The following is a 26,227-nucleotide window of genomic DNA, read 5'->3' as shown; positions in this document are numbered from 1 at the left end:
CGAAGTCCGGAATTAAGGCCCGTCCCCCGCCTAAACCGGACAGAGCGGCAGCCTCATCCCCCCTCTCCGGGCTGCCGCTCCGTTTTGACAAAGGCCGCCGTGGTTCCCCCTCCACCACGGCGGCACTTTTTTGCCGGGGCCTCCGACATCACCGTATTTTCGCCCGCCGCCGGCCTGGACCAAGGTCGGGTCCTTTGCTGTCGCGCGGGCTTCGCGTAGCGTTGCCGCTTTCCTCGCAACGGATCGCCCATCATGCTCGAACTTCCGACCGCGGCCGATGTCGAAGACGCCGCTCGCGCGATTGCCGGGGTGGCACGCCGCACGCCACTTCTGACCTCGCCGGAACTTGACGCCATCACCGGCGCGCGCGTCTTCCTGAAGTCCGAGATGTTGCAGCGCACCGGATCGTTCAAGTTTCGCGGCGCCTATAACCGCCTGTCGCGCATTCCCGAGGCCGAGCGCCAGAATGGTGTCGTGGCGGTCTCGTCGGGCAACCACGCGCAGGGCGTTGCAACAGCCGGGCAGATCCTCGGCATTCCGGTGACCTGCCTGATGCCGGCCGACAGCCCCGCCTCGAAGCTGGACCGCACGCGGCGAGCCGGGGCCGAACTGATCCTCTTCGACCGCGACCGCGACGATCGTTATGCGATGGCGCGCGCGCTGACCGACAAGCGCGGCTCCGTGTTCGTGCCGCCCTTCGACGATTTCCACATCATGGCGGGGCAGGGGACCGTCGGCCGCGAGATCGTCGAGGATCTGAAGGCGCTTGGCGTATTGCCCGAGGCGGTGCTGATCCCCTGCGGCGGGGGCGGCCTGACCGCCGGCTGTGCGCTCGCCATCCACGACCGCGCCCCGTCGGCGCGCATCTGGATGGTCGAGCCGCAAGGTTTTGACGACCAGGCGCGTTCCTTTGCGGCTGGCCACCGCCTTTCCAATGCCAAAAACTCGGGCTCGATCTGCGACGGCCTGCTGTCGAGCGAACCAGGCGAACTCACTTTCGCCGTCAACCGCCATCACGTGGCCGGCGGGCTCACCGTCTCGGATGACGAGGTCAAGCGCGCAGTGGCCTTCGCCTTTCGCGAGTTCAAGCTGGTGGTCGAACCCTCCGGCGCCGTCGCGCTGGCGGCGCTGCTCGAGGGCCGCCTCGACGTGAAGGGACGGATCGTCGCCGCGGTGCTGACGGGCGGCAATGTGGATGCGGGGCTGTTTGCCGGGATGATCGGGTGAGGATTGGTGACTTGCACTAGCTGGCCCTTCCAAGGGTTTGGCTTATTTGACGCTGGCATACCCCCCATCCGTCTCGGCGCTGACGCGCCGCCCCTCCACGCCATTCTTCAGTCTTTGCGGAGGGGACGCGGGCGCGCCGCGACTCCCCTTCTCCCCTTGTGGGAGAAGGTGGCCGACAACGAGCCGTGAGCTTGCCGAACGGCGAGGCGGAGGTCGGATGAGGGGTCTGCGCCATCAAGAAGCCCACCCCCTGTCACCATCTGCCAACAGTCTGCGCCTCGAATCTCCCCCCCAGCCCTTGCTCGGTGTGCACCGGACATGCGGGAGGGCGGCCGCGACTGTTGTCATTGGCGATCGCCAACCTTGCTCCTTCTCCACTGCCGGGAAGGGGGCTACTGGAGAGGGCAGAGCCCCCAATCACCCTGTCCCCGTTCCCTTTCGCGACCGCCCTCGCTAGTGTCGCGCCCGAAGAATCGAAAGGTAGGCCATGTCCGCAGTTACCCCCGTCCTCGACACACTCGATACCGAGATCAACGCCAGCGTCGAACGCCTGTTCGCATTGCTCCGCATCCCCTCCATCTCGACCGACCCGGCCTACAACGCCGAGTGTCGCCGCGCCGCCGAATGGCTGGTCGCCGATCTGAAGTCGATCGGGTTCGACGCGAGCGTCCGCGACACGCCCGGCCATCCGATGGTCGTCGCCCATCACGAGGGGCCGGCGGGCGCCCCGCACGTGCTCTTCTACGGCCATTACGACGTGCAGCCGGTCGACCCGCTGGAACTCTGGGAAGACGACCCCTTCGACCCCGCGCTGAAGGAGCGCGAAGGCGTCAAGGTCATCACCGGGCGCGGTTCTTCGGACGACAAGGGCCAGCTCATGACCTTCGTCGAGGCCTGCCGCGCCTGGAAGGCCGTGCATGGCTCGCTGCCCTGCCGCATCACCATCCTCTTCGAGGGCGAGGAAGAGTCGGGCTCGCCCTCGCTGAAACCCTTCATCGAGGCGAATGCAGACGAGCTGAAGGCCGATTTCGCTTTGGTCTGCGACACCGGCATGTGGGATGCGGAGACGCCCGCCATCTCCGTCGGGCTGCGCGGGCTGGTCGGCGAGGAGATCACCGTCAAGGCGGCCAATCGTGACCTGCATTCGGGCCATTTCGGCGGTGCGGCCGCCAATCCGATCCGCATCCTCGCCAAGGTGCTCGCCGACATCCATGACGAGACCGGCCGCATCACCATCCCCGGCTTCTATGATGGTGTCGACGAGACCCCGACCCAGATCCTGGAATCCTGGAAGGGCCTCGGCCAGACGGCCGAGAAATTCCTGGGCCCCATCGGCCTGTCCGAGCCGTCCGGCGAGACGGGCCGCTCGCTGCTCGAACTCGTCTGGGCGCGGCCGACGGCCGAGTTCAACGGCATCAATGGCGGCTATACCGGCAAGGGCTTCAAGACCGTGATCGCGGCCGAAGCCTCCGCCAAAGTGTCGTTCCGCCTCGTCCATAGCCAGGACCCGGCCCGGATCCGCGCCGCCTTCCGCGATTTCGTGCGGGCGCGTATCCCTGCCGACTGCTCGGTCGAATTCCACGAGCATGGCGGCTCGCCGGCTATCCAGCTTTCCTACGATTCACCCTTCCTCACCACCGCGCAGGGTGCGCTGACGGATGAATGGAACAAGCCGGCTGTCATGATCGCCATGGGCGGCTCGATCCCCATCGTGGGCGATTTCAAGTCCATGCTGGGCATGGAGTCGCTGCTTGTCGGCTATGCGCTCGAGGATGACCGCATCCATTCGCCCAACGAGAAGTACAATCTCGCCTCCTTCCACAAGGGCCAGCGAAGCTGGGCACGCATCCTGGATGCGCTGGCCAATGCGGGGGCGCGCTGATGACGATCCGTTTCCATAGGGGCGATCTTGCCGACCTGTCCCATTACCAGGGCGAGGCGGTCGCCATCGACACCGAGACGCTCGGTCTCAAGCCGCATCGCGACCGGCTCTGCGTCGTGCAGCTCTCGCCGGGCGACGGTTCGGCCGACGTGGTGCAGATCGCCAAGGGCCAGAAGGAGGCGCCCAACCTCGCCGCGCTCCTGGGCGACCCGGCGATCACCAAGATCTTCCATTTCGCGCGCTTCGACGTCGCCGTGCTCGAACACGCATTCGGTGTGGTGACCGGGCCGATCTTCTGCACCAAGATCGCCTCGCGCCTGACCCGCACCTACACCGACCGGCACGGCCTCAAGGACATCTGCAACGAGCTTCTCGGCGTGTCGCTGTCCAAGGTCCAGCAATCCTCCGACTGGGCCGCCGAAACGCTGAGCCCCGAACAGCTGGAATATGCCGCCTCGGACGTGCTGCACCTCCACGCGCTGCGCGACAAGCTCATCGGGCGGCTGGAGCGGGAAGGGCGCATGGACGAGGCGGAAGCCTGTTTCCGCTTCCTGCCGACCCGGGCCAGACTCGACCTGATGGGCTGGGACGAAGCCGACATCTTCGCCCACAGCTGATGGGGCTACTCGGCCGGCTGCGGCGCCGTCGGCCTGACGCGTCCCGACTTGTCGATCCAGGCCCAGTCGGGCCGCCCGAACAGGAACTTGCCCCAGCCGGTCTTCTTCACCGCGAGGAAGAGGATGACGGGCCCCACGATGCCGGCGATCGTGACCATCAACGCCACCAGTCCGACATCGGTGATGATGCCGGTGCGCACCAGCACGACGCGCGTCATCGCCATCGGCAGGAAGAAGGCGAGATAGACCACGATCGAATGGGCACCCAGCCAGGAGAGCCAGGCTGCCCAATCCTTGGTCGCCACCAACGAGGCGACTGCCACGACGGCCGCCGCGCCCGCCAGGCCGAGCAGGAGCGAAACAAATGGCAGCTCCGCAATACCGCCCGTGCCGCCGGTCACTTCCCCGTCCGGTGGAATCAGGCCGGCCAGCATCTCGGGCGCCGCGGTGAAGACCAGCACGCCGTTGACCACCGCCCACCAGGCCAGGAACGCCAGCGCCGCCTTGCGGTGGGTGCGCATCCAGATGGCCAGGTGAAACACGTTCTGGGCGAAGGCATAACCCACGAAGAAATACACATAGCGTGCGCAGAACTCGTCGAAGATCAGCCATCCGGTATGAATCGGCATGATTTCCAGCGCCGCCGCCCAGACGAACACGAACCACACCGGCAGCCGCTTCACCAGCCGCGTGAAGAGGAAGAACAGCGGCAGGATGTAGATGAACCACAGTGCCCCGTAGGGCTGAACGAAGGCCCAGAGATATTCCTGCACGGGTGCAGTCCACCCGCCCTCCATCGCCATGCCTGGCGCCTTGAAGGCGAACTGTATGGTCAGCCACAGAACGTAGAAATAGGCGAAGTGCACGACCTTGCGATCGATGTAGCGCAGCCATGGCCGGTCGATGACGAGGCCGAGGAATAGCCCTGACAGAAGGAAGAAGTCCGGCATCCGGAACGGGCGGGCGAAGGCCACGACGTCATGCATGAACCCTTGGCCGCCCATGGCGATGCCGACGCCCAGCGTCGAATGCATCATGACGACGAAGATGATGCAGATGCCCTTGGCGGCATCCACCCAGGTCACGCGCGGATCCGCTCCGCCTGCTCTTCCGCTGCTCATGACCTGCCTCGCTGCCTCGGTGCAACTGGCGCAATTATGCGCTCGCAGCCAGGTGCGAAGCATTAAGGCGGCCTCATCTGCGCAGAACTTTATCCAATACCGTTAACGGCGCGTTATCGGCATTGGCGGGCAGCACCGATTGTCCGCGGCCATCGGGAGCGATCAGTTTAACCCCCCCTTAAATCGCCGCATTTAGCCTGCAGCGCATCCGGGGCAATTCGCTGAAACGGCTTCCGGTGACGGGGATGACGGGCAACTCTGACATGAGACGAATCGAACCGAGCTTCGATGCGCCCGGGCGCTCCGACAACGGCCTGTCTCTCAGCGAGGAGGATCGCGTTCTGCCGACCAAGGGAAAGCGCAAGCCGAATTCGTCATCGCGCACCAGCAATGGACGCGCCCAGCCCGCGAGCCGAAAGCGTGGCACTTCCGGCCGCAAGGCGAAGCGCCGCGGCGGTTTGTTCGGTTTTCTGCGCGGCATGGTCTACTGGTCGCTGGTGCTTGCCCTCTGGGCCGGCATCGCGGGAGTGGGGGTGGTGGTCTATTACGGTGCGAGCATGCCGGCAGCCACCACCTGGTCGGTTCCCGACCGACCCCCAAACGTCAAGATCGTCGCCGTCGACGGGGAACTGGTTGCCAATCGCGGCATGACTGGCGGCCAGGCGGTTGGCCTCCATGAAATGTCGCCCCACTTGCCGAAGGCTGTCGTGGCCATCGAGGATCGCCGCTTCTTTTCCCATTTCGGCGTAGACCCGATCGGCCTTTCGCGGGCTATGGTCGAGAATGTCGTCAACCGCCGCTTGGTGCAGGGCGGCTCCACGATCAGCCAGCAGCTGGCCAAGAACCTCTTCCTCGATCCGTCGCGAACCATCGAGCGCAAGGTTCAGGAAGTGCTGATGGCATTCTGGCTCGAGGCGGAGTTCTCCAAGGAACAGATCCTCGAGATGTATCTCAACCGCGTTTATTTCGGCTCCGGCGCCTATGGCGTCGAGGCGGCCTCGCGGCGCTATTTCAATAAATCGGCCCGCGACATCACCCTGTCGGAATCTGCTCTCCTGGCGGGTCTCCTGGTCGCGCCGTCGCGCCTGTCGCCGGCCCGCGATCCGCAGGCGGCCGAGGCGCGCTCGCAGCTCGTTCTCGCCGCCATGCGCGATCAGGGCATGATCGGCGACAGCGAGATGGCATCGGCCATGAGCGCGCCGGCCACCCGTGCGCCGGCCTTTTGGACCGGGTCCGAACATTATGCCGCCGACCGGGTGATGGGCGAGCTGCGGCGTCTGATCGGCGATGTCCGCGACGACATCATCGTGGAGACCACGATCGACCTCAATCTGCAGAGGCAGGCCGAACGCACCATCCGCGCGATCATCGACGAGAACCGTGACAAGGCGAATGCCAGCCAGGCAGCGTTGGTATCGATGGATTCGACCGGTGCCGTCCGCGCCATGGTGGGCGGCTACGATTATGCCACGAGCCAGTTCGACCGGGCCTCGGAAGCCCGCCGCCAGCCGGGCTCCGCCTTCAAGCCGTTCGTGTTCATGGCAGCCCTGGAGAGGGGTCTCTTCCCCGACACGATCCGCAACGACCAGCCCGTACGTTTCGGTCGCTGGGCGCCGGAGAATTTCCGTGGCCGTTACGAGGGACCGATGACGCTGTCGGAAGCGCTGGCGAAGTCCTCGAATTCGATTGCCGCGCAACTCGCGATGGAAGTGGGACCGGAATCGGTCGTCGAGAGCGCCTGGCGCATGGGCATCCAGTCCGACCTCGAGCCCAACGCCTCGATCGCGCTTGGCACGTCGGAAGTCACGCCGCTCGAACTCACTTCAGCCTTCGTGCCCTTCTCCAACGGTGGCTACCGCCCCGAGATGCATTTCGTGCGGCGCATCACCACGGAAGCCGGCAAGATACTCTATGAAATGAGCCCGCAGCGCGGACCGCAGGTGGTCAGCCCCCACGTGGTGGGCATGATGAACGCGATGATGGCCGAGACGCTGAAGGACGGGACCGGACGCAACGCCGCGATTGCCGGCTGGCCTGCAGCCGGCAAGACCGGCACCAGCCAGAACTCACGCGATGCCTGGTTCGTGGGCTACACGGCAAAGCTGACCACCGGCGTATGGTTCGGCAATGACGACGGCAAGCCGATGAACAACATCACCGGCGGCTCGCTGCCTGCGCAGGCTTTCAGCCGCTTCATGGCGTCCGCCCATGAGGGTGTGCCCGTCGCTGCCCTTCCGGGGGACTGGCAGGGCGGCACCATGCAGCGCATCGAGGATGTGCTGCGCGCCGAGCGCGAGCGCGAGCCAGCCTTCCCCGTCCAGCCCGTGGCCGGCGATGGCGGGTACGGCCATACCGGTTCGATCGACCGTCCGCTTCCGCCCGCCGAAGTCGGTCGGCAGAACGGGGGCCGGATCGGTTCCATCATGGATGTGATCCTGGGAAACTAGCGAGGCACGCCGGCCCTGTGCGGTAAGGCTTGGGCCGGCGCTCCGATCGGCGCGGTGACCTAGCTTGCCATCAGGATCTTTTCCATCTCGTCGACTGTGTGGTTGGTCAGAGTCTTCGGCACCTCGGCTGTCACCTTGTCGGCGACTTCCTTGTGCAGATCCTTTCGCAATTCGCCCAGGACCACCGGGGGCGCAACCAGCACGATCTTCTTGAAGGAATGGCGATGGGCCATCTTGTAGAGCCTATCCGAGAGTTCCTTGGCGAAGCGGGCCTTCTCGATCCGGTGCCAGTCGGTTTCCTGGACGGCACTTCGGTGGGCCTGGGTCCCGTCATGAAGCCTGCCGGGCCGGTCTGTACCCTGGTCATGGGTCGCCGGATTGTCCTCATGGATTTCGCGAAAGACCTCCAGATGCGGGTATTCGGCGTCGCCCTCGTTGCGCAGAAACAGCGCCTTCTCGCCATCGGCAACCAGCACCCAGATGTCATGTTCCAATCTCACGGCGGACATGTGAAAACTCCTTGAACGCATTCCGTTTTTGGCTCCCTTCAAAACGTTTCTCATCCAGTCGCGTTCCGCCTTGATCGGAGGCAATCGCGGGAACGGTTTTTCGCGTCGCTCACAGCCCGCGCAAAACCAATTGCCCGCTCGCGCGCACGGCGCCAGCGGGTTTCTTCAATTCCCGGAGCAGGCACCGGAGAATGGTCGCCATGATCCGGAGACCCTCCATGTCCGCCACTCGCCCGCGAAAGCTCGATGCCTTCCCTGTCTTTCTGAAGGTCGCCGGCCGCATGGTTGCGATCGTCGGTAATGGCGAGGAAGCGCTCGCCAAGGCGCGGCTCCTGGGCCAGTCCAGTGCCCGGCTGCGCCTGATCGCCGATGCGCCCGAGCCCGCCCTTCGTCTGTGGGCCGAGGAAAACGACGCCGAATTGCTGGAGACCTCCTACGCCCCGCATCTGCTGGAAGGCGCGGCGATGGTATTTGCCGCCACCGACGATGAGGCGGCCGACTGCCGCATCATCTCCGACTCGCGGGCGATGAAGATTCCGTCCAACGCCGTGGACCGTCCCGAGATCTGCGACTTCTATACGCCGGCGCTGGTCAACCGTGCCCCCGTCGCGGTGGCCATCGGCACGGAGGGCGCAGGCCCGGTGCTCGCGCAGATGATCCGCGCCCGTGTCGACCGGATGCTCTCGCCATCGCTCGGCGCGCTGGCCGCGCTGGCAGCCTCCTATCGTATCGCGGTCGAAAAGCTGCTCCCACGTGGCAGCGCCAGGCGCAGCTTCTGGCGCGAGTTTTTCGCGGGTGCCCCTGCGCGCGCCATGGAAGTCGGCCACATCTCGGAGGCGCGCCGCGCGGCGACGCGGCTCCTGCGCAACGAAGGCCGCGCTGACGGCCAGGTCGCGCTGGTGGGCGCCGGCCCAGGCGCCGAGGATTTGCTCACTCTTCGTGCCCACCGGCTCCTGATGCAGGCCGACGTCATCGTTCACGATGCCCTCATACCCGATGCGGTCATCTCGATGGGGCGACGCGACGCCGAGCGTATCCCGGTCGGCAAGCGCAAGGGCGCGCATTCCTGGTCCCAGGACGAGATCAACCGTCTTCTGGTCGACCTGGGTCGTGAGGGCAAGCGGGTCGTGCGGCTGAAGTCCGGTGACCCGTCGATATTCGGCCGTGCGGCTGAAGAGATGGCCGCCCTGCGTGCTGCGGGCGTCGCCTACGAGGTTGTGCCCGGCGTCACTGCGGCTCTCGCCGCTGCGGCCGATCTGGAACTTCCGCTGACCCTGCGCGGTGTCGCATCCTCCCTGGTGTTCACCACCGGACACGACCTGAAAGGCGGGACGCTGCCTGATTGGGCTCGCCTTGCCGTCTCCGGCGCCACCGTCGCCGTCTATATGGGCCGGTCGGTTGCCGCCGAAATCTCAGCGCGTCTGGTCGAGGCAGGTCTCTCTGCCGCCACGCCGGTTGCCGTCGTGGAGAACGCCAGTCTCGCTGACCGGCGGCTGATGCACGGCTCCCTCGCCGATCTCGCCCTGGTCGAAGATCGAAGCGACCTTTCCGGGCCGGTCTTGACCATCATCGGCGAGGCGGTGACCGCCGCCAACCTCCGGAACTCCGAACCCCTTGCCGCGCCGCTTGCAGCGCTATCCGCAGCCTGAACGAGGACATGTCCATGAAGATACTGACCGCCAACCGCCTGATCGATGGGGAAGCCGTGTGGCTTGCTGCCGACCACAGCTGGGCCGAGACGATTCACGCCGCCGACATCGCCCGCGATGACGCGACCGTCGAGAAACTGGAGCGTGCCGGCCGCGCCGCGCTCTGCAAGAACGAGGTGGTCGACGTCAACCTGATCGACATCGAGATCGCCAATGGCGAGATCCGGCCGCTGCGCCTGCGCGAGCGCATCCGCGCCGCGGGCCCGACCACGCACCCTCTTTTCGGCAAACAGGCCCGTCCCGGCATCTCGATTGCCGCCTGAAGACAGCACCTGAAGGAAAGCGCCATGTATCGCTATGACGAGTTCGACCATGCCTTCGTCAAGGCCCGCGTCGCGGAACTGGCCGATCAGGTCGAGCGACGGCTGGCCGGCGAGATAACCGAGGATCAGTTCAAGCCGCTCCGGCTGATGAACGGAGTCTATCTTCAACTCCACGCCTATATGCTGCGCATCGCCATCCCCTACGGCACGCTGTCGTCGCGGCAGATGCGGATGCTGGCGCATATCGCGCGCAGATACGACAAGGGATACGGCCACTTCACCACGCGCCAGAACATCCAGTTCAATTGGCCCGCGCTCTCCGACATTCCTGCGATCCTGGACGAACTGGCGAGCGTCGAGATGCACGCCATCCAGACGTCGGGCAATTGCATCCGCAACGTGACCGCGGACCATTTCGCCGGTGCGGCCGCCGACGAGGTTGCCGATCCGCGGCCCTATGCAGAGATCCTGCGGCAGTGGTCGTCGGTGCATCCGGAATTCTCGTTCCTGCCGCGCAAGTTCAAGATCGCCGTGACCGGCGCCGACCGCGACCGCGCCGCCATCCAGGTCCATGACATCGGGCTGCATCTGAAGAAGAACGGGAAGGGCGAACTGGGCTTCGCCGTCTATGTCGGCGGCGGTCAGGGTCGCACGCCTATGGTTGCCAAGAAGATCAGGGACTTCCTGCCCGAAGAGGATCTCCTGTCCTACACGACCGCGATCATGCGCGTGTACAATCTCAACGGCCGCCGCGACAACAAATACAAGGCGCGTATCAAGATACTCGTGCACGAGACCGGCGTCGGGGAACTGACGCGCCAGGTGGAAGCCGAATTCGAAGCGCTGAAGGACGGCGAGCTCAAGCTGCCGGAGACCGACATCCGCGCCATTGAACGCTATTTCGCGCCACCCGATCTCCCCGAACGGCCGGAAGGCTGGGCCGAACTCGCCGCCAGCCGCAAGGACGATGCGGCATTCGCCGCCTGGCTGCGCCGCAACGTCAACGACCACTGGCACCCCGACTACGCCTCCGTCACCATATCCCTCAAGGGGATCGGCGAGATACCGGGCGATGCCAGCGACGCGCAGATGGATGCCATCGCCGATCTCGCCCAGGAACTCGCCTTCGACGAAATCCGCGTCAGCCACGAGCAGAACCTGATCCTGCCGCATGTCGCACGCGCGGACCTCCGGCTTGTCTTCGAGCGGCTCGTCGAGATCGGCCTGGCCACGGCCAATGCCGGGCTTGTCACCGATATCATCGCCTGCCCGGGGCTCGATTACTGCGCGCTGGCCAATGCGCGTTCGATCCCGGTGGCGCAGGAAATCTCGCGCCGGCTCGGCGACCAGCAGCGTCAGGAGGAGATCGGCGACCTCAAGATCAAGATCTCCGGCTGCATCAATGCCTGCGGCCACCACCATGTCGGCCATATCGGCATTCTGGGCGTCGAGAAGAAGGGCACCGAACTCTACCAGATCACGCTCGGCGGTTCGGGCGACGAGAACACGACCATCGGCGAGATCGTGGGTCGCGGCTTTGCTCCTGACGAGATCACCGATGCCATCGAGACCGTGGTCGAGACCTATCTCGGCCTGCGCCAGGACAGCGCCGAGACGTTCCTTTCCGCCTATCGGCGCGTCGGGGCTCTGCCCTTCAAGGAGGCCCTTTATGGCTCGTCCGCCACTGCCGCCTGAAGCCTCGGCGCACGCGGAGGCGGCGGCGCTGGAAGCTGCCTACGGCACTCTGGATCCGCGTGAGCTCGTCGTCTTGGCGACCAACCGGTTCCGGCCAGGCGAACTCGCGGTCGTGTCGTCCTTCGGCGCGGATTCCGCCGTGCTCCTTCACATGATCGCGGAATTCGACCGCGACCTGCCCGTGCTGTTCCTGGATACCGGCAAGCATTTCGAGGAAACCCACGACTATCGCGATGCGCTGGTGGATGATCTGGGTCTGCGGGATCTGCGCATCATCGCCCCGCTGGCGGAGCGTCTGGACCGCGACGATCCCGCGGGCCTGCTCCATACGCGCGATGCCGAAGGATGCTGCGCCATCCGCAAGGTCGAGCCCATGCAGCGGGCGGTGCGGCCCTTCCGCGCCTGGTTCACCGGCCGCAAGCGCTTCCAGGCCTCGACCCGGGAGAAGATGCCGGTCTTCGAAGCGGTGGGACCGCGGATCCGGATCAACCCGCTTGCCGCCTGGGGTGCCGACGAGATCGCCGCCTATATGGACGAACACGGCCTGCGCCAGAATCCGCTGGTCGCCTATGGCTACCTCTCCATCGGCTGCTTTCCCTGCACCCAGCCGGTGGCAGTCGGCTCCGATCCCCGCTCGGGTCGCTGGGCCGGGCAGGCCAAGACCGAATGCGGCATCCATCTGCCGGGCGCCCTGGGCGAGACCCCGGCCAAGCTATCGTGAGAAAGCCATGACCGAAAAGCTCGATCAGAAGGAACCGCGCCTGTGGACCCGCGAGGGATTTCGCGAAGACGACTGGACGCGGATCGGCAGCCCGGATGAGGCCGTGCCCGGGGAAAGGCAGATCGCGCCGCTGGAGGTGTGGCTTGCACTCAGCGGGAACGAACGCGCTGGCATGGGCGTACATGTCGCTCCGGGCGAGGCTCTGGATGCCCTGGTCGATCATCTGGACGAGATATCACTGATATCGCTCGGCTTTCCCGCCTTCAGCGACGGCCGCAGCTTCTCCAAGGCCGAACTGCTGCGCTCGCGCCATGGCTATGAGGGGGAAATCCGCGCTTCCGGCGACGTTCTCATCGACCAGATCCCGCATATGCTGCGCACCGGTTTCGACAGTTTCGAGATCGTCAACGAGACCGCGCTTCGGCGCCTCGAAGAGGGGAGGGTGGGCGGCCTTCCGGTCCACTACCAACCGACATCTGTGCGCGCCGCCGGCGAACGCTATTCCTGGCGCCGCGTTCCGGGCTGAGCCTACTTGCTCTCCTGGCGTTTTTCACGCCGCCAGCCGATGAACTCTTCCAGCACGATCAGGATCGCACCGACCGTGATGAATGCGTCGGCGAGGTTGAAGATCGCGAAGGACCAGCCCGGCAGGTGGAACAGGAAATAGTCCACCACATAGCCGAGCCACACCCTGTCGATGAGGTTGCCGAAGGCGCCCGACAGCACCAGCGCGAAGCCGATCCGGCCCATTGTCTGATGGGGTTCGGTGCGCAGGGCCAGCCAGGTGACGAATGCGATCACCACGATGGTGATGAGGATGAGGAACGGGCCGGCCATCCAGTCCAGCATGGAGAAGGCGATGCCGGTGTTATGGGTGCGATAGAGCGCCAGGAAAGGCAGAACGTCGATCGCCACATGCATGTCCATGCGTGTCTCGACCAGCCACTTGATCCACTGGTCGAGTGCCACGCCGATGGCGGCCAGCAATCCGTATAGCCCTATTATTCTCATCCCGGTCCCTGCGTTTCGCCGACCATCGGCAAAGCCTTGCGGCGGATTTCGTAAAGCATCACGCCCGTGGCGATCGACAGGTTGAGCGAATCCGCCCTTCCGGCCTGCGGGATGCGCACCAGCACGTCGCACGCCTCGGCAAGCGAAGGCGGCAGGCCCTGCTGCTCGTTGCCCATGACGAGCACGACCGGGCCGTCGGCGTAATCAACGGTGCGATAGTCGACCGCGCCTTCCAGATGCGTGCCCACCAGGCGCGCGCGGCTGGCCTTGCTCCAGGCGAGAAACTCGTCTTCCCTGGCTCTTGCCAGCGGCACCGAGAACAGCGAGCCCATCGTGGCGCGCACGGTTTCCAGGGAGAACGGATCGGTCGTGTCGCCGACGAGGATCACGCCCTTGGCGCCCACGGCATCCACGGTGCGAATGATGGTGCCCAGATTGCCGGGATCACGCACCCGATCGAGCGCCACCCAGACATCGCCATCCTGCGGCTTGATCTCGGGCAGCTGCGACAGACGCTGCTCGAAGACGGCCGCCACCATTTGGGGATTGTCGCGACGCGTGATGGCACCGAGCACCTTTTCCGGCACTTCCAGGACCAGCGCGCCGGCCGCCACGGTGCGGGCCGCGGCCTTTTCGACGAGGGCATTGCCCCGCCCTGCCTTGGCATAGATGAGGGTGCGGATCTTCCAGCCGGCATCGAGCGCGTCGAGCACCAGTTTCAGGCCTTCCGCCAGAAACACCTTCTCCCTGTCGCGGAACTTCTTGAGCGCCAGCGCGCGGATGTCCTTGATGATGGGATTGGCGAGGCTGGTGACCTCCTTGACCTGCCCGGGCGCCCTGGCGCTGCGCTCCTCGCTCATTTGGCCACCCATCTGGAAAAGAGCGAAGTCGAAAGCGCCCGCCCGGCGGATGCCTCGCGAATGATCAGTTCGCCCGACTCCACCCGGCCGCCCATGCCGGCAAAGGTGTCGCGCACAAGCCCGTGGATCGAGAAGAACGATGCGCGGATCGAATAGGCGGTCAGCACCATCGCCAGCGGGCGGTCCGACAGGATCGCCCGGCAGGTCTCCACGAGGAAGGGCAGATCCTCGAACAATTGCCAGACCTCGCCCTTCGGCCCGCGCCCGAAGGCGGGCGGGTCGAGCAGGACGATCTCGTAGCCATTGCCGCGCCTCACCTCGCGTTCGGCGAACTTGACGGCGTCCTCCACGATCCAACGGATCGGCTTGTCCGAGAGCCGTGCCATGTCCTGGTTCTCCCGAGCCCAGCCGACCGCTTTCTTGGAGGCGTCGATATGTGTCACCTCCGCGCCCGCACGGGCGGCCGCCAGCGAGGCGACGCCGGTATAGCCGAACAGATTCAGCACGCGCACGGGCCGATTGGCGCCCTTGATGAGGTCTTCCATGTGGCGCCAGTGGGAGGCCTGTTCAGGGAAGACGCCGACATGCCGGAACGAGGTAAAGCGGCCGAGATAATCTATCCCGTCATGCTTCATCGGCCAGGTCTCGCCCAACGGCGCCTTCGGGAAGCGCCAGCGGCCCATGCCCTCCTCGTCCGTATCGCCGGTGAAGATGGCGTCCGCGTTGTGCCATTCGTGGTCGGGCAGGGCGGGGCGCCATATGGCCTGTCCTTCGGGGCGCACGATCCGGTAGTCGCCGTAGCGCTCGAGCTTCTGCCCGTCGCCGGAATCGAGCAGCGCATAGTCCTCGTTGGGCTCGACCTCCAGGATCACCGGCAGGCGTTCGGCCGGGAGCTTGCCGTCACGGCGCGGCGGCAATACCCGCGGACCGGGAGCCTCATTCGCCGGTTTCTCACCGCCCACCACGGTCGCCGCCTGCGGATCGCGCCCGCGCGCCTCCGGCTTCCCGGTCTTGCGGGGCGGGCGGTCCTTGTGACGCGGTTTGCGGGAGGCGTTCAAGCAGGGGGTCTCCGGGTGGCAATCGACCGCGCTTCTGCCACAGCGCGATTGCGCTCGCAACAGAAGCCGCGGGCGCTAGAGCTGCAACAGTTCCTCCGCCAATATGCCATGCACCAGCCGGATTCGCGGGGCAGCCTGCAATTCCTGGTGGGTAACAAGCCAGAGCGGCACCTCGATCGGCTTCGTGTCCGGCAGCAGTCTCACCACGCCCGGTGTCCGGTTGGCGATCTCGCGCAGCATGGGCGCCACACCCATGCCACGCCGAACCATTTCCCAGATCGCGACGGAGGAACTGGAAAGAAGCCGGAAGTCGGCCTCACCGGCCGGCACGCCCATTTCGCGCAGGTAGCCGGCGTAGCGGCCGGCGTCTTCGAACCCGATCAGTTCGAGCCCGGCCAGATCGGCCAGCGCCTCGGGCTGCCCGTTCCGGGCTACCCATTCCTGCGAAGCGTAGAAGTCGGCCTGCGCGTCGCGCAGATGCTGGCCGACAAGGCCGAGGCGGTCGGGTGCGACGTGGCGGATGGCTATGTCGGCCTCGCGCCGGTGAAGGTTGCTCAGATCGTTGGAGGCGAGAAGGGCGATCGTCAGTTGCGGCGCTTCCGAGCGGATGCGCTGGATGATCTCGGGCAGGATGTAGGCGGCATAGGTGTCGGTGGCGGAAATACTGACGCGCCCGCTGATCTCGTTGCCGCGGCCGCTGGCGGCAAGTGCAACGGTCTCCGCTGCCTCGCCCATCATCCGTATGTGGGCCAGGAGATCGGATCCCGTAGCGGTCAGGACAAGCTTGCGGCCGACCCTGTCAAAGAGGGAAACGCCGAGTTCGGCTTCCAGGGCAACCACTTGGCGGGACAGCGTGGGTTGCGTGAGACCGAGCTGTCTGGCTGCGGCCGAGAGAGAGCCAGCGGAGGCCGTGGCATAAAAGGCCCTTATGTGGTTCCAGTCCAGCGTCTTCATGTATCCGCGTATATCATTCTTGCGAATTTCGGCAATTTTCTTCTTCAGTGCATATGCTAGATCGCTCCCCGAAGGAGATCCCCATGATCAGCACCGCACGCGACGCCCGCTTTTGGGACCGGGCATCCGAAAAATACGCCAGATCCACGATCAAGGACCAGGCCGGGTACGAGCGCACGCTGGAGCGCACGCGGGAACTCCTGCCGGCCCATGCGAGCGTGTTGGAACTGGGCTGCGGCACGGGGACGACGGCGCTCCGGCTTGCAGAAAGCGTGCAACGCTATCTGGCCACCGACATCGCGCCGGCGATGATCGCCATTGCCCAACAGAAACACGAGGCCAACCCGCTTCCCTCGCTGGCATTCCAGGTTGCGACCGCCGAGACGCTGGCGGACGAGGCAGAGGTCTTCGATGCTGTTCTGGGCTTCAACTATCTCCATCTGGTGCACGACCTGCCGGCCACGTTGCGCGCGGTTCATGGTTTGCTGGCGCCTGGCGGCCTCTTCATCTCGAAGACCGCCTGCCTCGGCGACATGAACCCGTTGATCCGGCTGCTGTTGTTGCCTGTCATGCGCGTGGCGGGGCTGGCACCAACCGTCGTCGTTTTCGACGCGGCCGGTCTGGAGCGCGAAATCCGCGCGGCGGGGTTCGAGATCGTCTTGCGTGAAAGCCATGCCTCGAAAGGCAAGGACACGCGTCCCTTCATCGTGGCGCGCAGGAAATGAACAGGGTGGCTAGCCGCCGAGCTTTTCCCAAACGGCAATGCCGGCCGCGAGATCCTCGATTGCCGCCCCCACGGACTTGAAGAGCGTGATCTCGTCGTCGCTCTCGCGGCCCTTCTTCTGGCCGCGGCAGAGGTCGTAGAGATCGGCCTGGATATCGTCTCGGGACAAGGCGCCGCTTTCCAGTGCCTGGACGATGTCGCCCGCTTCCTTGGTCGCGCCGCCAATGGTGTCGACAAAGACGCGCGCGCGGCGGATCGCCTCGTCGTCGCTTTCGCGCATGGTGGGGGCGAAGGCACCGACCAGATCGACATGGGTACCGGGTTGCAGCTTCGCCCCGTGGATCAGCGGGACGGACGAGATCGTCGCGCAGGAGACGATATCGGCTTCACCCAGTTCGTCGTCGATCGTCTCCGCCAGCCGCGCCTCGAAGCCATCGGCCTGAAGGGTTTCGACCAGTCTTTCGGCATTGGCGGGCGTCCGGTTCCAGACCGCCACGCGCTTGACGGGTCGCACGGCCGCATGGGCGCGCACCAGGAAGGGGGCCAGTGCGCCGGCTCCGACCATCAGCATGCTGGATGCGTCCTTGCGGGCCAGATAGTCGGCCGCCAGCGCCGAGGCGCAGGCGGTGCGCCACAGCGTGATGCGCTGGCCGTCGATGAGCGCACGCGGCTCGCCCGTCTGGCCGTCCAGCAACAGATAGATGCCCATGATGGCGGGCAAACCCTTGGCGTTGTTGTCGGGCGAGACGGTGACGATCTTCACGCCGACATACCCATCACCCTCGAAGGCAGGCGCGGAAAAATCGCTCCAGGCCGGCATCAGAAGCAGTGTAGATGCCGTGCCGGCTGGCCGTTCGACGGTGTGATGATGCCGCAGCGGCTGGACCGCGCCTTTGCGAAAAGCCTCTCGCAGCGTTTCCACCAGACCGCCATGGGTCAGCACTCCGTCCACTTCCTCGGCCGAAACGAAACGCATGCTTGCCCTCCCTACGCTGCGGATTGTTCTGGTTTTGGGGTAACGGGGCGGAAAATGATCAGACGGTGCGGGCGGGAAGCACGGCGTTCGCGCGATGCTCGCGCTCCTCCTTGACCTCGTGTTCGCGCGCCACCTTGCGGTATTTGTGCTGCTTGAACCAGGTCACCATGCTGCCGGCGATCAGGCCGAGGGCAAGCGTCAGAAGGAGAAGCACGAAGAGCGGCATCTGCACGCTCAAGGCCGGATTGCCGGGATTGAACGGATCGAGGGTGAAGATTGTGGGCGCGCGGTTCGCGACCGACACGGCGATCAATGCGATGGCAATGGGAACGACAACGAGGACGGTGAAGATGCGGTGCATCATGGTCTGGTTCCTTCCCGCCTCAGATGTCCGAGCCGCCGGGATTGAGCCGGTCGCGCAGTTCCTTGCCGGTCTTGAAGGTAGGGACCCATTTTTCGTCGACTTCAACCGACTCGCCGGTGCGCGGGTTGCGGCCGACGCGGGCCGGGCGGTTCTTCACCGAGAAAGCGCCGAACCCTCTGAGCTCTACCCGATTGCCCGTCGCCAGCGCCTCGCTGATCTCGTCCAGTATCGCGTTGACGATGTTCTCGACGTCGCGCAGGTACAGGTGAGGATTGCGATTGGCGATGGTTTGGACAAGTTCGGACTTGATCATATCGACGTTCCCGGCATCCCTGTGGATACTTACTTAGTACAATGTTTTTATTGATTTTTCGGCTATTCGGACAAGCGGCCGAGATCAGGTTGCCAGACCGACACCAGCCCGTCAAGGAAGATGCGGTCGGCGCCCACGCGTGCCAGCATGTGATCGATGCCGTCGAAGCCCATTATCCATGCGGCCAGGGTGCCAATGCCGGGGATGCGGAAAAATCCGTCGCCGGACGAGCGTTCGCGCCATTCCACCACGTCGAGATCGGCACTCAGCCCCTGTTCGACCAGCCATGCCTTGGCCACGTCCTCGCCGCCCAGCGCGTCGATCAGGCCGCGCTCGAGCGCCTGGCGTCCGGTGAAGATGGAGCCGTCGGCCAGCTGGAGCACCTGCTGGCGCGTGAGGGCGCGCCGGTCGGTCACCAGGTCGACGAACCAGTCGTAGCTGTCCATGACGAGCGCGCGCAACATCTCGCGTTCCTCATCCGTGGTCGGCGTGAAGGGGGAGGGCTCGGCCTTGAGCGGCGAGGATTTGACGGCCTCGTAGCGCACGCCGATATTCTCCATCAGGCCGGTGACGTCGGGAAATTGGACCAGCACGCCGATCGAGCCGACGATCGAGGACTGGCGCGCGACGATGTGGTCGCTGGCGGTGGCGATCATGTAGCCGGCGGAGGCCGCCAGCGTTCCCACCTCGGCGACCATGGGCTTCTGCTCCGAGAGCTTGCGCAAGGCCTCGAAAATGGCTTCGCCGCCGGTGGTGGTCCCGCCGGGCGAGCTGATCGCCACGATCACGCCCTGGACCGCGCTCGACTCGCCGATACGCTGGATACGCCGCTGCAGTTCGCGGTTGTCGGTGATCGTGCCTTCGATGCGGATCTTGGCGATATGGCTGCCCGCGGTGGAGGTATCCTGGAACATCCAGGTTGCGGCAGCGAGCACCGCGGCTGCGGCAACGAGGACCGCGGCGCCGCGCCAGAAGGTCAGCTTGCGCCGCAGCCGCCTGCGGTCGATCATGTCGTCGGCCTTGCTTGCCATGTGTGACTCCCGATCGTTTGTGCGCGGGTTCGCGCCCGTCGCCGCCTCATGGCTGCCTTTTAGATCATGCCGGCCCAATGGGAAATGGCCCGATCCGCAGCGCGACCATTTGTGATGGCGGCTCCGTGGTGGTGGAAATACAACCCAAAAAAGCCCATATTCCTTCCGATACACCCTTTCAGTCGGGATTGCGCGGCGGGCATTTGGGGTTCGCGTCCGCCCGCATCGCGCCGTCAGGCCCCCCGCACCCAGCCAGGTTGACCTTGCCAGCATGAGCAGATCCCGCAGCGACCAGTTACCAGACCCGGCGGCTTCCAGCCCCGTCTCCGGCACGCCGGAGGCGGGTGCGGCCTTCGAACACGCCTATCGTCGGGCGCAGCGTCATTCGCGCCGGGTGCGGATCCTGAAGGTCGCGCTGCCCGCCCTGGCCCTTCTGCTGGTCGTCGGGGTGGGGCTGTATTCCCTCGTCGGGCTTCCCTCGGGGGTCTCCGTCAGTCTCAGCGGCACCACGCTGGAAGGCGGTCGCCTCGTCATGGCCAATCCGGAGCTGGATGGCCACACGCCCGATGACCGCCCCTATTCGATGCACGCCGAGCGCGCGATCCAGGATGTCGGCAACACCAGCGTGATCCAGTTGGAGAAGATCGGCGCCCGTCTGCCGATCAATGCCGAGAACTGGGCGGACGTGGATGCCGAACGCGGCGTCTTCGATCGCGAGGCCAATACGCTCGAGCTCTCCGACGGCGTGGTCTTCACCATGGATACCGGCATGACGGCCAATCTGCGTTCGGCAATGGTCGACATCGGCCTCGGCGTCATGTCCAGCACCGAACCGGTTGAGATAAACATGGAAGGCTCTACGCTTTCCGCGGATTCCATGCGGGTGACGGAACGCGGTGGTGTAATGATATTCGAGAATCGCGTCCGCATGCAGGTCGACCTGCAGCGGCTGGACAGAGCACAAGCGAACGAGGAAGCGTCGAATGCCCAATAGATTTGTCGCGCCGGTATTGGGGCTTCTGGCGGCCTTTGCGACCGCCGGCATGGTTCTGCCCGCCGAGGCGCAACAGACACGCATGACCGGCATGCAGCTGTCCGGCGACGAGCCGATCCAGATCGAGAGCGACCGGCTCGAGGTGCGCGACGCCGAAAGCCTGGCCATATTCACCGGCAATGTGACCGTCACCCAGGGTGACACTGTCATGCGGGCTGGTACCATGCGGGTCTTCTATTCTGGAGAAGGCGGTGCCGGCGGTGCCGGTGCGGGCGACATCGAGCGCCTGGAAGTCGAGGGGGGCGTCCACATGCGCTCGGGCGATCAGATCGCGACCGGCGACACCGGCGACTTCAACATGCTGACCGAGGTTCTGGTTCTCAGGGGGCAGGAGGTCGTGCTGAGCGAAGGCGACAATGTCATCATGGGCTGCAAACTGACGGTCCAGATGCAGTCTGGCCTCGCCCAGCTCGATGGCTGCACCGACGGGTCCGGGAGCAGTCGCGTCAGGATGCTGCTTCAGCCGGGTTCGCAGGACCGCTGATGCCGGTCTTTTCCGGCCTCATGTCCAGATTCAGGAGGGACGGGCAAAAGCCTGTACCTGCAACCGAATCTGGCGACCCGTCGCGATCCAAGGGCACGCTGATCGCCCGCGGCCTGAGCAAGAGCTACAAGGGACGCCAGGTCGTCAGCGGTGTTTCCTTCGGCATTCGCGCGGGCGAAGCCGTTGGCCTCCTGGGGCCGAACGGCGCCGGCAAGACGACCTGCTTCTACATGGTCACCGGCCTGGTGCCGGTGGACCAGGGCACCATCGAACTGGACGGCCACGACGTCACCGCGCTGCCCATGTACCGGCGGGCGCGGCTCGGGGTCGGATATTTGCCGCAGGAAGCCTCGATCTTCCGGGGTCTTTCGGTGGAGGAGAACATCCTCGCAATTCTCGAAGTCACGGAGCGCGACCGCAGCCGCCGGAAGCGGCGGCTCGACGAGCTGCTGGAAGAATTCAACATCGCGCATCTGCGCAAGGCACCCTCCATTTCGCTGTCCGGCGGCGAAAGGCGCAGGCTTGAGATTTCTCGTGCCCTGGCCAGCGACCCGCAATTCATGCTGCTCGACGAACCATTCGCGGGCGTCGACCCCATCGCGGTGTCGGACATCCAGCAGCTCGTCAGGCATCTGACGGGACGCGGCATCGGCGTGTTGATCACCGACCACAATGTGCGCGAAACGCTTGGATTGGTGGAGCGCGCCTACATCATCCATGCCGGGCAGGTGCTGACCCACGGGCTTCCCTCGCAGATCGTCGAGAATCCCGATGTGCGGCGGCTCTATCTGGGAGAGAGCTTCTCGCTCTAAAGGCTTCTACCAGGAGTCGTTTTTCCATTTGATCGAGCAGCCCATCGAGGGCTGCTGCTCGCGGGGACCTTCCCCGGAGCGGGCGACCTTGACCATTGCATCATAGAGATCGCGCTTCATGTCGTCGGGCGCCGGGCCGGTGCGCGCAGCGTCCAGCCGACCGCGATATTGCAGCTTCAGGTCCGCGTTGAACCCGAAATAGTCCGGCGTGCAGACCGCACCGTAGGCCCGCGCGACGTTCTGCTCTTCGTCATGGAGATAAGGGAAATCGATGCCATGCTCGCGCGCGAAGACCTGCATCTTCTCGAAAGAGTCCTCAGGATGCGAGACGGCGTCGTTGGAGTTTATCGCCACGAAGCCGATCCCCATCGGTCGCAGATCGCGCGCATCGCGGACGATGCGTCCGATCGAGGACTTCACATAGGGGCAATGGTTGCAGATGAAGGCAATCACCAGCCCGCCCGGGCCGGCCTGCTCGTAGAGCTGATGGCGCCGTCCGTCGGTGCCGGGCAGGTGAGCGTCGATGGCCGGCCAGCCGAAATTGCAGAGGGGTGCCGTTTCCGCCATGTCGTTCGCTCCCGAATGAACCTCGTCGTTCAGGCGGCGTTCCCGACTGCAAGATCGGCCGCCTGCCTGATCGCGCCGATGTTGGCACGATAGGCGTCCGCCTGGCCACCCTTGAAGACGGCTGAACCGGCAACGAGCACGTCGGCGCCCGCCTTCGCAACCAGCGGCGCGGTCTCGACCGTCACGCCGCCATCGACCTGAATGTGGATGGGGCGCTCGCCTATCATCGCCTTGATGCGCCGGATCTTGTCGACCATCGCCGGAATGAAGGCCTGGCCGCCGAAGCCCGGATTGACCGTCATGACCAGGATCAGGTCGAGCCGGTCGAGCACATGTTCGATGGCGCTCTCGTGCGTGGACGGGTTGAGCGAGACGCCTGCCTTCTTGCCCAGCGCCCGGATGGTCTGCAGCGAACGATCGAGATGCGGCCCGGCTTCGGCATGTACCGTGATGATGTCGGCGCCGGCCTCGGCGAAGGCGGCCAGATAGGGATCGGCCGGCGCGATCATCAGGTGGCAGTCGAACACCTTGTCGGTGCGGTCGCGGATCGCCTTGATGACGGGAGGGCCGAAGGTGATGTTAGGCACGAAATGGCCGTCCATCACGTCGAGATGAACCCAGTCCGCCCCGGCGGCGACGATGGCTTCCACTTCGTCGCCCAATCGGGAGAAGTCGGAGGACAGAATCGAAGGAGCGATGAGGGTGGGTCTGTTCATGATCGGCATTCCGGATGGTCGGCGGCGTCTGCGCCCCGCCTAGCCCGGTGCCGTCGAGGAGTCGAGCGGAATCGGGACCGAAGCCGGGCAACGAACGGGGATAGGCCCTACGAAGGGCGCTTGCCTGCGTCCTTCTTGGGCTTGCGGGGCGGCTTGCCGCCGCGCGCTTCCTTCTCGGCGGCAGACCATCTGGGCTTGACCTTGCCTTTGCCTTTCGGCTTGGGCTTGTCCCCGTCTCTCGCGCTGCCCTTGGGGGCCGAGCTTGGCTTGCCACCGCCACTGCCACCGCGGGTGATGGTGATGCCGCGTTCCAGCTTGCCCTGGTTCAACTGTGCGGCAAAGGCGTCTGCCTTGTCGGAGGAAATCTCGAAACGGGTTTCGGTGTCGTCGATCTTGATCGAACCCACGTCGCGTTTGGTGACGCCACCTGCCTTGCAGATCATCGGCAGCAGCCATTTGGGATCGGCGCGCTGCTTGCGACCGACTGAAAGCGTGAACCAGACACCGTCCGTCATGTCGGGAGCGCGCGGAGGGCGGCCGCCGCCCTCGGTTCCGCCGGCATCGAAGCGGTTGTCTCGGCGGATGGTGGTCCGTCCATCCCTCGACAGGGGAAGGGCTGCAATGTCTTCTGGAACGGGTCGCTGGCTTATCTGCTGGCGGAAGAAGGCAGCAGCCAGGCGTTCCGGCGAGACACGCTCCAGGAGCTCGGCCACGAAGCCGGCCTCGGCTTCGTCGGGCTCGGCAGCTTCAAGTGCTGTCTCCATGATCTGGCGCCGATAATGGGCCTCGATCTCGGCAATGTCGGGCGCGCTGCGTATCGTGGCCGTCAGATTGGCATTGGAAAGGACCCTGGTGGCCGCCCCGCGCCTGTGCTCGGGCACGATGAGCACGCAGATACCCTTGCGCCCGGCCCGCCCCGTGCGCCCGGAGCGGTGGAGGAGCGTCGCCGGGTTACTGGGAATGTCGGCGTGGATCACCAGGTCGAGATTGGGTAGGTCGATGCCGCGCGCTGCCACGTCGGTTGCCACGCAGACGCGTGCCCGCCCATCACGCATTGCCTGGAGCGCGCTCGAGCGTTCCGACTGGGCGAGTTCGCCCGACAAGGCGACGACCGAGAAGCCCCTGTTGGCGAGCCGTGCCGTCAGGTGCCGGACGGCCTCGCGTGTGTGACAGAAGACAAGTGCGCTGGTGCTGTCGGCATGCAACAGGGTGTTGATGATGGCGTGTTCGCGCTCGTCGCGGCGCACCAGCATCAACTGATATTCGATGTCCGAATGCTGCTGGCTGGCGGCACCGGCTGCGACCCTGATGGCGTCGCGCTGGTAGGTCTTCGCCAGTTCGGCGATGGCACGCGGCACCGTTGCCGAGAACATGAGGATACGGCGCTCGTCGGGCACGGAGGCCAGGATGAACTCCAGATCCTCGCGAAAACCGAGATCGAGCATCTCGTCCGCCTCGTCCAGCACCACCGCACGCAGTGCGCCGGTGTCCAGCGAGCCCTTCGTGATGTGGTCGCGCAAACGGCCGGGCGTGCCGACGACCAGATGCGCTCCGCGGTCGAGCGCGCGCCGCTCGTTGCGCATGTCCATGCCGCCGACGCAGGTGGCGATGCGGATGCCGGCATCCGCGTAAAGCCAGTCAAGTTCACGCTGGACCTGCATGGCCAGCTCGCGTGTCGGGGCGATAACGAGGCCGAGCGGTGTCTTCGGCGCGTCGAAACGCTGCGCATCGCCGAGAAGTGTCGGTGCCACGGCAATGCCGAATGCGACCGTCTTCCCGGACCCCGTCTGGGCCGAAACCAGGAGGTCGGCGCCGTCATGGGCGTCATCCAGCATCGCCGTCTGAACGGGTGTGAGCTGGGTATAGCCATGCGCGCCGAGCGCGGTTGCCAATGCGGGATGCACCGCGGCCGGCAGGGCCGCAGGCGTATCGGATGTTTGTTCTGTCATCGAAAGGGCCTCGTTTGCCCGCCGCATATCAGCTTAATGGGCGGTTGGGCCAGTCTTTCCTGCCGGAAACGGAAATCAGGCCTGGCCGGCGGGTGCGGGTTCGGGGGCAGGGCGGCGGATGGTCTTGGCTGCCTCGACCACCTGGGGCTTCAGTCCTTCGCCGCCCGCATCGACGATGTCGAAGAATTGGCGCCGCATGCGTGGCTCCCAGAATTCGTTGATGTGCTTGGCAATCCCTTCTGAAGCGGCATCCCCTGGCTGGGCCTCGAAGAAGGTTGCGATCTGGTTGGCCATGTAGATGAGCTTGTCCCTGCCGGCGCGGATACTGGGGTCATGCGACATGCTGTGCGGCTCCGGATGAGATGCGGTCGGGGTGGGTGAAGATGTCGTATTCATCGCCGCGCACGAGTGCGACCAGCGTCATGCCGGCCGCTTCGGCAGTGCGGATGGCGAGCGCCGTCGGGGCGGAAACGGCGAATATGAAGGGCGAGCCGATGGCGGCCGTCTTCTGCACCATCTCCACTGATACGCGGGAGGTGACGACCACGGCACCCGTGGCGCCATCGATACCGGCACGAACCAGTGCGCCGGCCAGCTTGTCGAGCGCGTTGTGACGGCCGACATCCTCGCGGGCAGCCACGATGCCCCTGCCGGGGACGTAGAAGCCAGCCGCATGGACGGCTCCGGTCTCGGCGTGGAAGGGCTGGTTCCTGGAGAGAAGACGCACAGCATCCGAAATGGCGGCTGGTTCCAGCGGGGGATGGTTCCCGCCGACCTTGCTGGCCTCGCGCATCGCCTCTTCGATCGACTCGATGCCGCACAGCCCGCAGCCGACAGGACCTGCAAGACGTCTGCGCCTGGCCTCGAAGCGTCGGTTGGCGACATCCTTCAGGTGGATGCGGATGTCGATGCCGGGTCCCATCTCCTCGACCTCAAGCGTGTCGATCTCCTCGGGCGAGGCGATAATGCCTTCGGTTATCGAGAACCCGATCGCGAAATCCTCGAGATCGGCAGGCGACGCCATCATCACCGCGTGGGTGGTCCCCGCGTAGGAAAGCGCCACCGGGGTCTCCTCCGGCACCATGCGCGCCGACGCGCTCGTGCCGGCCGCGCGGCGCGCGATGCGCGGGGTGGAGGCGAGGGGAGGTCGGGTCATGGCGAAC

Annotated in this window: 28 protein-coding genes; 13 read left to right on the top strand and 15 right to left on the bottom strand. The window is 65.4% G+C overall.

The window, feature by feature from the left end:
- Nucleotides 1-252 precede the first annotated feature (252 nt).
- From GRZ55_RS09405 to GRZ55_RS09395, 3 genes are all read left to right on the top strand, one after another.
- The gene (locus tag GRZ55_RS09405; protein ID WP_169286636.1) at nt 253-1,227 is read left to right on the top strand and encodes a threonine/serine dehydratase; all 975 of its coding nucleotides are present in this window, start codon (nt 253-255) and stop codon (nt 1,225-1,227) included.
- A 487-nt stretch (nt 1,228-1,714) separates the two neighbouring features.
- A complete protein-coding gene (locus tag GRZ55_RS09400; RefSeq protein ID WP_169286635.1) occupies nt 1,715-3,109 on the top strand; it encodes a M20/M25/M40 family metallo-hydrolase in 1,395 nt (464 codons plus the stop codon).
- Nucleotides 3,109-3,726: a ribonuclease D gene (locus tag GRZ55_RS09395; RefSeq protein ID WP_169286634.1), complete on the top strand. Its 618-nt coding sequence runs from the start codon at nt 3,109-3,111 to the stop codon at nt 3,724-3,726. Before GRZ55_RS09400 ends, GRZ55_RS09395 begins: the two co-directional genes overlap by 1 nt.
- Nucleotides 3,727-3,731: 5 nt before the next feature.
- Here the strand turns inward: GRZ55_RS09395 and GRZ55_RS09390 are convergent, their stop codons facing one another.
- Nucleotides 3,732-4,847 (bottom strand): acyltransferase family protein, encoded by a 1,116-nt coding sequence (locus GRZ55_RS09390; protein ID WP_169286633.1) that lies wholly within the window; start codon nt 4,845-4,847, stop codon nt 3,732-3,734.
- A gap of 263 nt (nt 4,848-5,110) precedes the next feature.
- Between GRZ55_RS09390 and GRZ55_RS09385 the strand changes: the two genes are divergently transcribed.
- Entirely contained in the window at nt 5,111-7,294 is a 2,184-nt protein-coding gene (locus GRZ55_RS09385) for a transglycosylase domain-containing protein (RefSeq protein WP_246734624.1), read from the top strand.
- 59 nt (nt 7,295-7,353) lie between these two features.
- On the opposite strand, the gene GRZ55_RS09380 is transcribed toward GRZ55_RS09385, so the two are convergent.
- Complete coding sequence (locus GRZ55_RS09380; protein ID WP_169286631.1) at nt 7,354-7,803, bottom strand: host attachment protein; 450 nt, start codon at nt 7,801-7,803, stop codon at nt 7,354-7,356.
- Between the two features lie 218 nt (nt 7,804-8,021).
- Here GRZ55_RS09380 and cysG point away from each other — a divergent pair, with 218 nt between their 5' ends.
- Genes cysG through GRZ55_RS09355 form a run of 5 tightly spaced genes read left to right on the top strand, consistent with a single transcriptional unit; the run spans nt 8,022 to nt 12,717 of the window.
- Nucleotides 8,022-9,452 carry a siroheme synthase CysG gene (cysG, locus tag GRZ55_RS09375; RefSeq protein ID WP_169286630.1) on the top strand — a complete coding sequence of 477 codons (1,431 nt, stop codon included), beginning with the start codon at nt 8,022-8,024 and terminating at the stop codon, nt 9,450-9,452.
- 14 nt (nt 9,453-9,466) lie between these two features.
- Nucleotides 9,467-9,775 carry a DUF2849 domain-containing protein gene (locus GRZ55_RS09370; protein ID WP_169286629.1) on the top strand — a complete coding sequence of 103 codons (309 nt, stop codon included), beginning with the start codon at nt 9,467-9,469 and terminating at the stop codon, nt 9,773-9,775.
- A 24-nt stretch (nt 9,776-9,799) separates the two neighbouring features.
- The gene (locus GRZ55_RS09365) at nt 9,800-11,470 is read left to right on the top strand and encodes a nitrite/sulfite reductase (RefSeq protein WP_169286628.1); all 1,671 of its coding nucleotides are present in this window, start codon (nt 9,800-9,802) and stop codon (nt 11,468-11,470) included.
- Nucleotides 11,445-12,191 carry a phosphoadenylyl-sulfate reductase gene (locus tag GRZ55_RS09360; RefSeq protein WP_169286627.1) on the top strand — a complete coding sequence of 249 codons (747 nt, stop codon included), beginning with the start codon at nt 11,445-11,447 and terminating at the stop codon, nt 12,189-12,191. The genes GRZ55_RS09365 and GRZ55_RS09360 overlap by 26 nt, the downstream gene beginning before the upstream one ends.
- Nucleotides 12,192-12,198: 7 nt before the next feature.
- Nucleotides 12,199-12,717, top strand: a complete 519-nt coding sequence (locus GRZ55_RS09355; RefSeq protein ID WP_169286626.1) for a DUF934 domain-containing protein — start codon at nt 12,199-12,201, stop codon at nt 12,715-12,717.
- A gap of 2 nt (nt 12,718-12,719) precedes the next feature.
- Here GRZ55_RS09355 and lspA read toward each other — a convergent pair whose 3' ends face one another.
- The 4 genes from lspA to GRZ55_RS09335 all read right to left on the bottom strand — a co-directional run bounded on the left by lspA (nt 12,720) and on the right by GRZ55_RS09335 (nt 16,074).
- Nucleotides 12,720-13,202 (bottom strand): signal peptidase II, encoded by a 483-nt coding sequence (lspA, locus tag GRZ55_RS09350; RefSeq protein ID WP_169286625.1) that lies wholly within the window; start codon nt 13,200-13,202, stop codon nt 12,720-12,722.
- Complete coding sequence (locus tag GRZ55_RS09345; RefSeq protein ID WP_169286624.1) at nt 13,199-14,062, bottom strand: RNA methyltransferase; 864 nt, start codon at nt 14,060-14,062, stop codon at nt 13,199-13,201. The genes lspA and GRZ55_RS09345 overlap by 4 nt, the downstream gene beginning before the upstream one ends.
- Nucleotides 14,059-15,120 carry a class I SAM-dependent methyltransferase gene (locus GRZ55_RS09340; protein WP_169286623.1) on the bottom strand — a complete coding sequence of 354 codons (1,062 nt, stop codon included), beginning with the start codon at nt 15,118-15,120 and terminating at the stop codon, nt 14,059-14,061. Before GRZ55_RS09340 ends, GRZ55_RS09345 begins: the two co-directional genes overlap by 4 nt.
- 75 nt (nt 15,121-15,195) lie before the next feature.
- Nucleotides 15,196-16,074, bottom strand: coding sequence for a LysR family transcriptional regulator (locus tag GRZ55_RS09335; RefSeq protein ID WP_169286622.1), 879 nt, complete (start codon nt 16,072-16,074; stop codon nt 15,196-15,198).
- 83 nt (nt 16,075-16,157) lie between these two features.
- Here GRZ55_RS09335 and GRZ55_RS09330 point away from each other — a divergent pair, with 83 nt between their 5' ends.
- On the top strand, nt 16,158-16,799 hold the full coding sequence (locus GRZ55_RS09330; RefSeq protein WP_210257284.1) for a bifunctional 2-polyprenyl-6-hydroxyphenol methylase/3-demethylubiquinol 3-O-methyltransferase UbiG: 642 nt from the start codon (nt 16,158-16,160) through the stop codon (nt 16,797-16,799).
- Nucleotides 16,800-16,808: 9 nt separating this feature from the next.
- Here GRZ55_RS09330 and GRZ55_RS09325 read toward each other — a convergent pair whose 3' ends face one another.
- The 4 genes from GRZ55_RS09325 to sppA all read right to left on the bottom strand — a co-directional run bounded on the left by GRZ55_RS09325 (nt 16,809) and on the right by sppA (nt 19,482).
- A complete protein-coding gene (locus tag GRZ55_RS09325) occupies nt 16,809-17,774 on the bottom strand; it encodes an ornithine cyclodeaminase family protein (protein ID WP_169286621.1) in 966 nt (321 codons plus the stop codon).
- Between the two features lie 58 nt (nt 17,775-17,832).
- Complete coding sequence (locus GRZ55_RS09320) at nt 17,833-18,138, bottom strand: lipopolysaccharide assembly protein LapA domain-containing protein (RefSeq protein ID WP_169286620.1); 306 nt, start codon at nt 18,136-18,138, stop codon at nt 17,833-17,835.
- Between the two features lie 19 nt (nt 18,139-18,157).
- The gene (locus GRZ55_RS09315; RefSeq protein ID WP_169286619.1) at nt 18,158-18,451 is read right to left on the bottom strand and encodes an integration host factor subunit beta; all 294 of its coding nucleotides are present in this window, start codon (nt 18,449-18,451) and stop codon (nt 18,158-18,160) included.
- A 62-nt stretch (nt 18,452-18,513) separates the two neighbouring features.
- Nucleotides 18,514-19,482 carry a signal peptide peptidase SppA gene (gene sppA / locus GRZ55_RS09310; protein WP_169286618.1) on the bottom strand — a complete coding sequence of 323 codons (969 nt, stop codon included), beginning with the start codon at nt 19,480-19,482 and terminating at the stop codon, nt 18,514-18,516.
- Between the two features lie 271 nt (nt 19,483-19,753).
- Here sppA and lptC point away from each other — a divergent pair, with 271 nt between their 5' ends.
- From lptC to lptB, 3 genes are read left to right on the top strand one after another with little or no spacing between them, the layout of a single operon-like run.
- Nucleotides 19,754-20,476: an LPS export ABC transporter periplasmic protein LptC gene (gene lptC / locus GRZ55_RS09305; RefSeq protein WP_169286617.1), complete on the top strand. Its 723-nt coding sequence runs from the start codon at nt 19,754-19,756 to the stop codon at nt 20,474-20,476.
- Nucleotides 20,466-21,020: an LptA/OstA family protein gene (locus tag GRZ55_RS09300; protein WP_169286616.1), complete on the top strand. Its 555-nt coding sequence runs from the start codon at nt 20,466-20,468 to the stop codon at nt 21,018-21,020. The genes lptC and GRZ55_RS09300 overlap by 11 nt, the downstream gene beginning before the upstream one ends.
- 20 nt (nt 21,021-21,040) lie before the next feature.
- A complete protein-coding gene (lptB, locus tag GRZ55_RS09295; protein WP_246734622.1) occupies nt 21,041-21,832 on the top strand; it encodes an LPS export ABC transporter ATP-binding protein in 792 nt (263 codons plus the stop codon).
- Nucleotides 21,833-21,838: 6 nt separating this feature from the next.
- On the opposite strand, the gene GRZ55_RS09290 is transcribed toward lptB, so the two are convergent.
- The 5 genes from GRZ55_RS09290 to fdhD all read right to left on the bottom strand — a co-directional run bounded on the left by GRZ55_RS09290 (nt 21,839) and on the right by fdhD (nt 26,220).
- Nucleotides 21,839-22,399, bottom strand: coding sequence for a thioredoxin family protein (locus tag GRZ55_RS09290; RefSeq protein ID WP_169286614.1), 561 nt, complete (start codon nt 22,397-22,399; stop codon nt 21,839-21,841).
- 29 nt (nt 22,400-22,428) lie between these two features.
- Nucleotides 22,429-23,115, bottom strand: coding sequence for a ribulose-phosphate 3-epimerase (rpe, locus tag GRZ55_RS09285; RefSeq protein WP_169286613.1), 687 nt, complete (start codon nt 23,113-23,115; stop codon nt 22,429-22,431).
- Nucleotides 23,116-23,222: 107 nt separating this feature from the next.
- Complete coding sequence (locus GRZ55_RS09280) at nt 23,223-25,064, bottom strand: DEAD/DEAH box helicase (RefSeq protein WP_169286612.1); 1,842 nt, start codon at nt 25,062-25,064, stop codon at nt 23,223-23,225.
- A 75-nt stretch (nt 25,065-25,139) separates the two neighbouring features.
- The gene (locus tag GRZ55_RS09275; RefSeq protein WP_169286611.1) at nt 25,140-25,406 is read right to left on the bottom strand and encodes a formate dehydrogenase subunit delta; all 267 of its coding nucleotides are present in this window, start codon (nt 25,404-25,406) and stop codon (nt 25,140-25,142) included.
- Nucleotides 25,396-26,220, bottom strand: coding sequence for a formate dehydrogenase accessory sulfurtransferase FdhD (gene fdhD / locus GRZ55_RS09270; RefSeq protein ID WP_169286610.1), 825 nt, complete (start codon nt 26,218-26,220; stop codon nt 25,396-25,398). Before fdhD ends, GRZ55_RS09275 begins: the two co-directional genes overlap by 11 nt.
- Nucleotides 26,221-26,227: the final 7 nt, after the last annotated feature.

It is taken from the genome of Chelativorans sp. ZYF759, from assembly GCF_012911015.1.
GTDB lineage: Bacteria > Pseudomonadota > Alphaproteobacteria > Rhizobiales > Rhizobiaceae > ZYF759.
The sequence above is the reverse complement of the archived record's forward strand: the minus strand, read 5'-3'. Positions and strand labels throughout refer to the sequence as shown.

Coding starts and splice junctions, on each gene's coding strand:
- GRZ55_RS09290 (WP_169286614.1), bottom strand. CDS start 22,399: ATGGCGGAAACGGCACCCCTCTGCAATTTCGGCTGGCCGGCCATCGAC.
- GRZ55_RS09385 (WP_246734624.1), top strand. CDS start 5,111: ATGAGACGAATCGAACCGAGCTTCGATGCGCCCGGGCGCTCCGACAAC.
- lspA (WP_169286625.1), bottom strand. CDS start 13,202: ATGAGAATAATAGGGCTATACGGATTGCTGGCCGCCATCGGCGTGGCA.
- GRZ55_RS09320 (WP_169286620.1), bottom strand. CDS start 18,138: ATGATGCACCGCATCTTCACCGTCCTCGTTGTCGTTCCCATTGCCATC.
- GRZ55_RS09395 (WP_169286634.1), top strand. CDS start 3,109: ATGACGATCCGTTTCCATAGGGGCGATCTTGCCGACCTGTCCCATTAC.
- sppA (WP_169286618.1), bottom strand. CDS start 19,482: ATGGCAAGCAAGGCCGACGACATGATCGACCGCAGGCGGCTGCGGCGC.
- GRZ55_RS09280 (WP_169286612.1), bottom strand. CDS start 25,064: ATGACAGAACAAACATCCGATACGCCTGCGGCCCTGCCGGCCGCGGTG.
- GRZ55_RS09365 (WP_169286628.1), top strand. CDS start 9,800: ATGTATCGCTATGACGAGTTCGACCATGCCTTCGTCAAGGCCCGCGTC.
- GRZ55_RS09405 (WP_169286636.1), top strand. CDS start 253: ATGCTCGAACTTCCGACCGCGGCCGATGTCGAAGACGCCGCTCGCGCG.
- GRZ55_RS09400 (WP_169286635.1), top strand. CDS start 1,715: ATGTCCGCAGTTACCCCCGTCCTCGACACACTCGATACCGAGATCAAC.
- fdhD (WP_169286610.1), bottom strand. CDS start 26,220: ATGACCCGACCTCCCCTCGCCTCCACCCCGCGCATCGCGCGCCGCGCG.
- GRZ55_RS09315 (WP_169286619.1), bottom strand. CDS start 18,451: ATGATCAAGTCCGAACTTGTCCAAACCATCGCCAATCGCAATCCTCAC.
- GRZ55_RS09325 (WP_169286621.1), bottom strand. CDS start 17,774: ATGCGTTTCGTTTCGGCCGAGGAAGTGGACGGAGTGCTGACCCATGGC.
- GRZ55_RS09330 (WP_210257284.1), top strand. CDS start 16,158: ATGATCAGCACCGCACGCGACGCCCGCTTTTGGGACCGGGCATCCGAA.
- rpe (WP_169286613.1), bottom strand. CDS start 23,115: ATGAACAGACCCACCCTCATCGCTCCTTCGATTCTGTCCTCCGACTTC.
- GRZ55_RS09370 (WP_169286629.1), top strand. CDS start 9,467: ATGAAGATACTGACCGCCAACCGCCTGATCGATGGGGAAGCCGTGTGG.
- GRZ55_RS09390 (WP_169286633.1), bottom strand. CDS start 4,847: ATGAGCAGCGGAAGAGCAGGCGGAGCGGATCCGCGCGTGACCTGGGTG.
- GRZ55_RS09300 (WP_169286616.1), top strand. CDS start 20,466: ATGCCCAATAGATTTGTCGCGCCGGTATTGGGGCTTCTGGCGGCCTTT.
- GRZ55_RS09275 (WP_169286611.1), bottom strand. CDS start 25,406: ATGTCGCATGACCCCAGTATCCGCGCCGGCAGGGACAAGCTCATCTAC.
- GRZ55_RS09380 (WP_169286631.1), bottom strand. CDS start 7,803: ATGTCCGCCGTGAGATTGGAACATGACATCTGGGTGCTGGTTGCCGAT.
- GRZ55_RS09335 (WP_169286622.1), bottom strand. CDS start 16,074: ATGAAGACGCTGGACTGGAACCACATAAGGGCCTTTTATGCCACGGCC.
- cysG (WP_169286630.1), top strand. CDS start 8,022: ATGTCCGCCACTCGCCCGCGAAAGCTCGATGCCTTCCCTGTCTTTCTG.
- lptB (WP_246734622.1), top strand. CDS start 21,041: ATGTCCAGATTCAGGAGGGACGGGCAAAAGCCTGTACCTGCAACCGAA.
- GRZ55_RS09360 (WP_169286627.1), top strand. CDS start 11,445: ATGGCTCGTCCGCCACTGCCGCCTGAAGCCTCGGCGCACGCGGAGGCG.
- lptC (WP_169286617.1), top strand. CDS start 19,754: ATGAGCAGATCCCGCAGCGACCAGTTACCAGACCCGGCGGCTTCCAGC.
- GRZ55_RS09345 (WP_169286624.1), bottom strand. CDS start 14,062: ATGAGCGAGGAGCGCAGCGCCAGGGCGCCCGGGCAGGTCAAGGAGGTC.
- GRZ55_RS09355 (WP_169286626.1), top strand. CDS start 12,199: ATGACCGAAAAGCTCGATCAGAAGGAACCGCGCCTGTGGACCCGCGAG.